Source organism: Pseudomonas sp. EGD-AK9, assembly GCF_000465935.2.
Lineage (GTDB): Bacteria > Pseudomonadota > Gammaproteobacteria > Pseudomonadales > Pseudomonadaceae > Aquipseudomonas.
This window is the reverse complement of sequence record NZ_AVOF01000169.1, coordinates 1-7,096: the sequence shown is the minus strand read 5'-3', so window position 1 is coordinate 7,096 and position 7,096 is coordinate 1. Positions and strand designations below refer to the sequence as shown.

Below are 7,096 nucleotides of genomic sequence, written 5' to 3'. Positions count from 1 at the left end.
GGGGTGGGCGGTGGCGATGGCGGCCTGCTGCGGCGCGGCCTGGGCCAGCAGGCTGGCGGCGAGCAGCAGGGTCGAGAGCAGGAGGTGGCGCAACATGCGATCTACCGAAGGCGGCTGGGGAAAGGGCGAAGCTTAGCAGCCTTGGTTTGTCGTGCGGGTGTGGCAGGCGGCGAACCGCTCGTGCGGCGGTTCGCCCAGGGGGCAGTCAGGCCTTGCCGGTAATGATCCGGTACTTCTGCATCAGCTCGTCCTTGCTCTCGACGTTGTTCTCGTCGAGCGGGATGCAGTCCACCGGGCACACCTGCTGGCACTGCGGCTCGTCGTAGTGGCCGACGCATTCGGTGCACAGGTTGGGGTCGATCACGTAGATCTCCTCGCCCTGGGAAATCGCGCCGTTGGGGCACTCGGGTTCGCAGACGTCGCAGTTGATGCAGTCGTCGGTGATGATCAGGGACATGGAACAACTCCTGTCGAGGCGGGACGCCGCGACACTATCGGACAACGGTAGGCGAATTGTGCCGGATTGCCGGGAAGGGCGCCATGTGGGGATGGCGTGTGGGGGCAATGCCCTCTCCCGCCCTTCGGGCACCCTCTCCCACAAGTGGGAGAGGGTCATCAGACGGCCGCAAGCGGCCCGCTATTTAAAGCGCTCGTTCAGCGCAGCGGCCACGGCCGGATGGACGAACTTGGAGATGTCGCCGCCGAGGGCCGCGATCTCGCGCACCAGGGTCGAGGAGATAAAGGAGTATTTCTCCGACGGGGTGAGGAACAGGCTTTCCACGTCCGGCGCCAGCTGGCGGTTCATATTGGCCAGCTGGAATTCGTACTCGAAGTCCGACACCGCGCGCAGGCCGCGCAGGAACACGTTGGCGCCCTGTTCCTTGGCGAAGTGTGCGAGCAGGGTGGAGAACCCCACCACTTCGACGTTGGGCAGGTGCTTGGTGACCTCGCGGGCCAGCTCCACCCGTTGTTCCAGGGGGAACAGCGGGTTCTTCTTCGGGCTGGCGGCGACGGCGATGATGACGTGATCGAACAGCCGAGAGGCGCGTTCGACCAGATCGCCATGGCCCTTGGTGATGGGGTCGAAGGTGCCGGGGTATAACACTCGATTCATCGGGACGTCCTGGCGGGTCGAAAAGGAGTCGGATGGTAGCGCAGCGCTTCCCTCAGGGCCAAGCGTGACGACAGCTCAGCTGCTGCGCAGGTGCAGGACGAGTGCGGGCACCAGGCAGGCCAGGGCGATCCAGTCGGCGATCACCACTCGGCGCAAAGCCTCATTGTAGACGGGAGCGCTCCATGCCAGCAGGAGGAAGGCGAGCACGCTGACCAGCCCGCCGATCAGGGCCGCGCCGCGTAACGCCGGGACGAACGCCGCGGCGACCAGCAGGGCGCCGAGCAGGCCGAACAGCACGGCGCGGTGGCGCATGAGGATCTGCAGGTTGGGCTCGTCCAGGGCGATACCGTACAGCGCATTGAGGCGTTCGCCACCCAGCACGCCGGCCAGCGGCAGCAGGTGGATGACCCCCGCCACCAGCAGCAGAAAGCCGATCAGCTTGCTCATCTCAGGTCTTCAGGCGTTCGCCCAGCAGGGTGGCGAGCTTGGCGGTGAGGCCGTAGATCGACAGCTGCGGGTTGGCGCCGATGCTGGTGGGGAACAGCGAGCCGTCGTGAATCGACAGGTTGGCCAGCTGGTGATGCCGGCCCAGGCTGTCGACCACCGCCTGCCGCGGATCTTCGCCCATGGCGCAGCCGCCCATCACGTGGGCGCTGCCCAGGCGGGTGCGGTACAGCGCCAGGTCGAGGTGCTCGATCAGGTCCTTGGCTTGCTTCCACGTTTTCACGTAACTGGCGTCGGCGTGCATCGGCATCACCGCGCGGGCGCCGGCGGCGAACTGGATTTCGGCCATGCTCAGGAAGGCGCGGCGCACGCCGTCCCAGCTGTAGTCGGTCATCCGGTAGTCGAGCACCGGGCTGCCGTCGCCGCGCAGCTCGACCCGGCCCTCGGCGCTGTCTTCGTGGAAGCCGTCGCGCAGCAGTGCGAGCATCACGTTGGTGTGCGGCAACTGCTCCATGCGCAGGGCGTTCTCGCGGCCGAAGTCGCCGAGCAATGTGGCGGTCAGCGCCGGCTGCAGCGGCGGCACCTCCAGCTTGTAGGAGAGGCGTCCGGCGGTGCCGTCGTCCCACTGGAAGTGGTCGGAGTAGAGCGACTGCGGCGCACCGTAGAAGGGGTTGATGACCTGCTCGAACTGCGCGGCGGAGAAGTTGACCAGGTGCAGGTAGGTGCGCCGGCCAACCCGCTGGTGCGGGTCGGGCGCCGCCGAGCGCAGCAGGATGCCCGGTGTGTTGATGCCGCCGCCGGCCAGAACGTAGTGCCGCGCCCTGACCCGGATGCGCTTGCCGTTGGGCGCCACGCAGCGCGGGTCCATGCCCAGGCAGTCGAGGCCGACCACCTGGTCGCCTTCGATCAGCAGCTTGTCGGCGCGCGCCAGGTAGAGCAGCTCGCCACCGGCGTCGAGGGTGGCGGGGATGGTGGTGACCAGCATCGACTGCTTGGCGTTGGTCGGGCAGCCCATGCCGCAGTAGCCGAGGTTCCAGCAGCCGCGCACGTTGCGCGGGATCGCCGCCCAGTGGTAGCCGAGCTTGTCGCAGCCGGCGCGGATCACCTCGTTGTTGGCGTTCGGCGGTACCGCCCAGGGGGCTACGCCCAGGCGCCGTTCCATCTGCTCGAACCAGGGCGCCATGGCCTCGGCGTCGTGGCCCTGCACGCCGTGCACCTCGGCCCAGTGGGCCAGGGTCTGCGGCGGGGTGCGGAAGCTGCTGGTCCAGTTGACCAGGGTGGTGCCACCGACGGCGCGGCCCTGGAGGATGGTAATGGCGCCGTCCTTGCTCATGCGGCCGATGCCTTCCTGGTACAGCGACGGGTAGGCTTCGGCCTCCTGCATCCTGAAGTCGTCGCTGGTCTTCAGCGGGCCTTCCTCGATCAGCAGCACCTTGTAGCCGGCGGCGCTGAGGATTTCCGCGGTGGTGCCGCCACCGGCGCCGCTGCCGACGATGGCGACGTCGGCTTCCAGGCTCAGGTCGTTTTCCAGGCGCGAGCCGTCGTATGTCTTCCAGCCCTTGGCCAGGCCTTGCTTGAACAGATCGGGTACGGGCATTGTTTTTCCTCGGAGTCACTGAAACCTACTGCGCGATCCGATTGCGGCGTCAGGTTCTCGCCCGTGGCTCGGCGTACTTCAGTACAGCCTCGCCACGTGCTGCGAGCCTTCCTTGCACTCGAACCGCTCGCTACGGTTTCAGAGGCCTCATTCTGATAATCGCGGTTGGCTAAATTCCGTTGGTAGGGTGGGCTTCAGCCCACCAAGCTGTCGCTGTTGGTGGGCGGAAGCGGATCGCCGCCCGGCCCACCCTACGAATCAGCCTTTATACGGTGGGCGGCCCCGGGTAGCCGCAATGGGCCCAGGATTCCGGCCGGCTGTACCAGGCCATCATCACCAGTTGCAGCAGCGAGGCGTGGCCCATGCGCAGCAGGCTCAGGCTGCTGTTCTGCCAGCGGATGAGGAACTGCCGCACGTCATCGCCACTGGCGTTGTCCCAGCTGCCCCAGACCCCGGTCAGCGGGCCGCGGGTGACGGGCAGGGCCAGCACGTCGAACAGCTGCACCGTGAGTTTGAGCATTTCCGGCGACAGGTGCGCCAGGCTGTTGTCGAGGCTCTTGAGCGTGCCGTCGACGGCCTGCGGCATCTGCCCGGTATTGACGGCGCCATCGAGCATCACCGGGATCAGCGCGCGCAGAAAGGGCATATCGCTGCTGCGCAGGATCAGGTAGCCGCTGGCGGGCGTGCTGGCCGAACAGCCGCTCAGGCTGGCGGTCAGCCCGGCGGTGCCGAGCAGCGCCGTGCCCAGCAGGCCGACCTTGAGCAGGCTGCGCCGCGACAGCTGCGGCGCGTTCAGAGTGGTGTCGTTCATTGTTGTTGTCACCAGGCTTGGAACGGGCGTTGCCCGCGTGGATCAGCGTAGGAACAGCTTGTAGACCAGCTTCTGGATCGCCTTGCCGTAGGGCGGGTAGATCAGCCGCGCGGCATTGAAGCGCTGCTTGATGAACACGCCCTTGGCCTTGCTGAAGGTCAGAAAACCCTCGTGACCGTGGTAATGGCCCATGCCGGAGGGGCCGATGCCGCCGAACGGCATGTCGTCCTGGGCCACGTGCAGCAGGGTGTCGTTCAGGCACACGCCGCCTGAGTGGGTCTCGTGCAGCACGCGCTGCTGCTCGCGCCTGTCGTAGCCGAAGTAGTACAGCGCCAGCGGCCGTGGCCTTGCGTTGACGTAGGCGAAGGCGTCTTCCAGGCGGTCGTAGGGCACCACCGGCAGCAGCGGGCCGAAGATCTCGTCCTGCATCAGCTTCATGTCGTCGTTGACGTCCAGCACCAGGCTCTGCGGCAGGCGCCGGCCCTGGGCCTCGGGGTAGAGCGCGACGATGCGCGCGCCCTTGGCCTCGGCGTCCTGCAGGTAGCCGGTCAGACGCGCCAGCTGGCGCTCGTTGATGATCGCGGTGTAGTCGGGGTTGTCCTTGAGCGCCGGGTAGAAGCGCTGCACCACCTCGCGGTAGGCGGCGACAAAGCCCTCCACCCGATCCCTCGGCACCAGCACATAGTCCGGTGCCACGCAGGTCTGCCCGGCGTTGAGGGTCTTGCCGAAGGCGATGCGCTCGGCGGCGTCCGCCAGCGGCACGTCGGCCGAAACGATGGCCGGCGACTTGCCGCCCAGCTCCAGGGTCACCGGGGTGAGGTTCTCCGCGGCGGCGCGCATCACGTGCCGGCCGATGCTGGTGGCGCCGGTGAACAGCAGGTGGTCGAACGGCAGCTTGGAGAAGGCCATGCCGACTTCCGCCTCGCCCAGGGCGACGCTGACCAGGTCCTCGGGGAAGATGCGCGCCAGCAGGTCCTTGACCAGCTGCGAGGTGGCCGGGGTGGATTCGCTCATCTTGATCATCACCCGGTTGCCGGCCGCCAGCGCGCCAACCAGCGGGCCGATGGCGAGAAACAGCGGGTAGTTCCACGGCACTATGACGCCGACCACGCCCAGCGGCTGGTAGACGACCTTGGCCGCGGCGGGCATGAACTGCAGGCCGACGCTGCGCCGCGACGGCTTCATCCACTGCTTGATGCGTTTGCTCGCGTAGTGAATGCCATGCAGGCTGGGCATCAGCTCGGCGAGCAGGGTTTCGTCGGCCGAACGGTTGCTGAAGTCCTCGGAGATCGCCGCCACCAGTGCGTCCTGCTGCTGGGTCAGCAGCTCGCGCAGGGATTTCAGCCACTGCATGCGTTGCTCGGCCGATGGCATGGGGTTGGCGGCGAAGGCGGCGCGTTGCAGGGCGAAGGTGCGTTCCAGCTGGTTGATCTGCTGTTGGCTGTGCTGCAGGTAGGCGATGTCGGCGACCATGGGGTTTCTCCTCGACGGTCCAGCTGGGCGATGCGCGACGGGGCGCGTGGGCGTGCTGGATTTTTAGAGCAATTGCTCTAATGTGTCAAATAGCATGGCGCGCCAAGCGCGCTGCCGCAGCCTAACCAAAGGTCAGCGGTGCGCCGATCGAGGGCTGGGGGTAACACCCAGGGCGTTTCTGCCTGTACCTTTGCCGCTTTCCCACCACGAGACCGAGCCGCGCCATGGCGCCACCCAAGACCCGCGAGCGCATCGTTCAAGCCAGCCTGGAGCTGTTCAACAGCCAGGGCGAACGCAGCGTCACCACCAACCATATCGCCGCGCACCTGGGGATTTCGCCGGGCAACCTGTACTACCACTTCCGCAACAAGCAGGCGATCATCGCCGAGCTGTTCGCCCAGTACGAGGCGCAGGTCGACGGTTTTCTGCGCCGGCCCGAGGGGCGCGCGCTGACGGTGGAAGACAAGACCTTCTACCTGGAGGCGCTGCTGGCGGCGATGTGGCACTACCGCTTCCTGCACCGCGACCTCGAACACCTGCTGGAGGCCGACGTCGAGCTGGCCGCGCGCTACCGCGCCTTCGCCCGCCGCTGCCTGGTGGGCGCCCAGGCGATCTACCAGGGCTTCGTCGAGGCGGGCATCCTGCTGATGAGCCCGGCGCAGATCGAGGCGCTGACGCTCAACAGCTGGATCATCATGACCTCCTGGGTGCGCTTTCTCTGCACCGCCGGCGCCAGCCCGGACAACCTCAGCCAGGACATGCTGCGCCGCGGTATCTACCAGGTGCTGGCGCTGGAAGGCGGCTATATCGCCCCCGCCGCGCGCGAGGCGGTCGAAGCCCTGTACGGCCGCCTGCATGTGCCGCTGGAGCAGGTGTTGGGGTGATCGGCTGGCGCCTTGACGACCCCCGTAGCCCGGATTGCATCCGGGCTACGGCAGGTCAGGCGCCCAGTGCTGCCAACCACTCGGGAATCCGCCGTTCCAGGTAATACCCGGGCCGGCGCGGGCTGCCGTCGACGAAGCCGACATGGCCGCCGCGGGCGTGCAGCTCGAACTCGGTGCCGGGCGCCAGTTCGCCGGCCTCCGGCAGGCTGTGGCGGAAGATGAAGGGATCGTCCTCGGCCTGGATGATCAGCGTCCGCGTGCGGATCGCGCCGAGGTAGAAACGGCTGGAGGCGCGTCGGTAGTAGTCCTGGGCGTCGGCATAGCCGTGCAGCGGGGCGGTGACGCGCCCGTCGAAGTCCCAGAAGGTGCGCATGCCGTGCAGCGGGCCGAGGCGTTCCAGCACCGACAGGCGTTCGCCCTGGCCCTGGGCGGCGAACAGGCGCTGCTTGTTGCTGACGTAGGCGACCATCTCGCGCATGAAGTGCGCCTGGTAGACCCGCGAGAAGCCCAGGCCGATACGGTCGGCGCACTGATCCAGGCGAAACGGCACCGACACCGCCACCGCGCCCAGCACCTGGCTCTGTGCGCCGCTCTCGCCGAGGTACTTGAGCAGCACGTTGCCGCCCAGCGAATAGCCCACCGCATAGAGCGGCGCCATCGGCCGCTGCGCGCGCAGATGGGCCACGGCAGCGGCCAGGTCCTCGCTGGCGCCGGAATGGTAGCCGCGCGGCAGCAGGTTGGGCTCGCCGGAGCAGCCGCGCCAGTTCAGCGCC

At 67.5% G+C, this 7,096-nt stretch carries 8 protein-coding genes; 1 reads left to right on the top strand and 7 read right to left on the bottom strand.

The features are described 5' to 3' along the window. Positions 1-205: 205 nt before the first annotated feature. The 6 genes from N878_RS09420 to N878_RS09395 form a co-directional block, all read right to left on the bottom strand. On the bottom strand, positions 206-457 hold the full coding sequence (locus tag N878_RS09420; RefSeq protein ID WP_004373873.1) for a YfhL family 4Fe-4S dicluster ferredoxin: 252 nt from the start codon (positions 455-457) through the stop codon (positions 206-208). A 180-nt stretch (positions 458-637) separates the two neighbouring features. Next, positions 638-1,114 (bottom strand): pantetheine-phosphate adenylyltransferase, encoded by a 477-nt coding sequence (coaD, locus tag N878_RS09415; protein ID WP_021443415.1) that lies wholly within the window; start codon positions 1,112-1,114, stop codon positions 638-640. Between the two features lie 75 nt (positions 1,115-1,189). Further along, a complete protein-coding gene (locus N878_RS09410) occupies positions 1,190-1,561 on the bottom strand; it encodes a hypothetical protein (RefSeq protein ID WP_021443414.1) in 372 nt (123 codons plus the stop codon). Position 1,562: 1 nt separating this feature from the next. Beyond that, the gene (locus N878_RS09405) at positions 1,563-3,155 is read right to left on the bottom strand and encodes a GMC family oxidoreductase (protein WP_021443413.1); all 1,593 of its coding nucleotides are present in this window, start codon (positions 3,153-3,155) and stop codon (positions 1,563-1,565) included. A 265-nt stretch (positions 3,156-3,420) separates the two neighbouring features. Continuing rightward, positions 3,421-3,966 (bottom strand): hypothetical protein, encoded by a 546-nt coding sequence (locus N878_RS09400; RefSeq protein WP_021443412.1) that lies wholly within the window; start codon positions 3,964-3,966, stop codon positions 3,421-3,423. 42 nt (positions 3,967-4,008) lie between these two features. Further along, on the bottom strand, positions 4,009-5,439 hold the full coding sequence (locus tag N878_RS09395; RefSeq protein ID WP_021443411.1) for a coniferyl aldehyde dehydrogenase: 1,431 nt from the start codon (positions 5,437-5,439) through the stop codon (positions 4,009-4,011). 224 nt (positions 5,440-5,663) lie between these two features. Between N878_RS09395 and N878_RS09390 the strand changes: the two genes are divergently transcribed. Then, entirely contained in the window at positions 5,664-6,323 is a 660-nt protein-coding gene (locus N878_RS09390) for a TetR/AcrR family transcriptional regulator (protein ID WP_021443410.1), read from the top strand. Positions 6,324-6,378: 55 nt separating this feature from the next. On the opposite strand, the gene N878_RS09385 is transcribed toward N878_RS09390, so the two are convergent. Beyond that, positions 6,379-7,096 (bottom strand): YheT family hydrolase (locus tag N878_RS09385; RefSeq protein WP_021443409.1); only part of this gene is annotated, 718 nt, incomplete at its 5' end.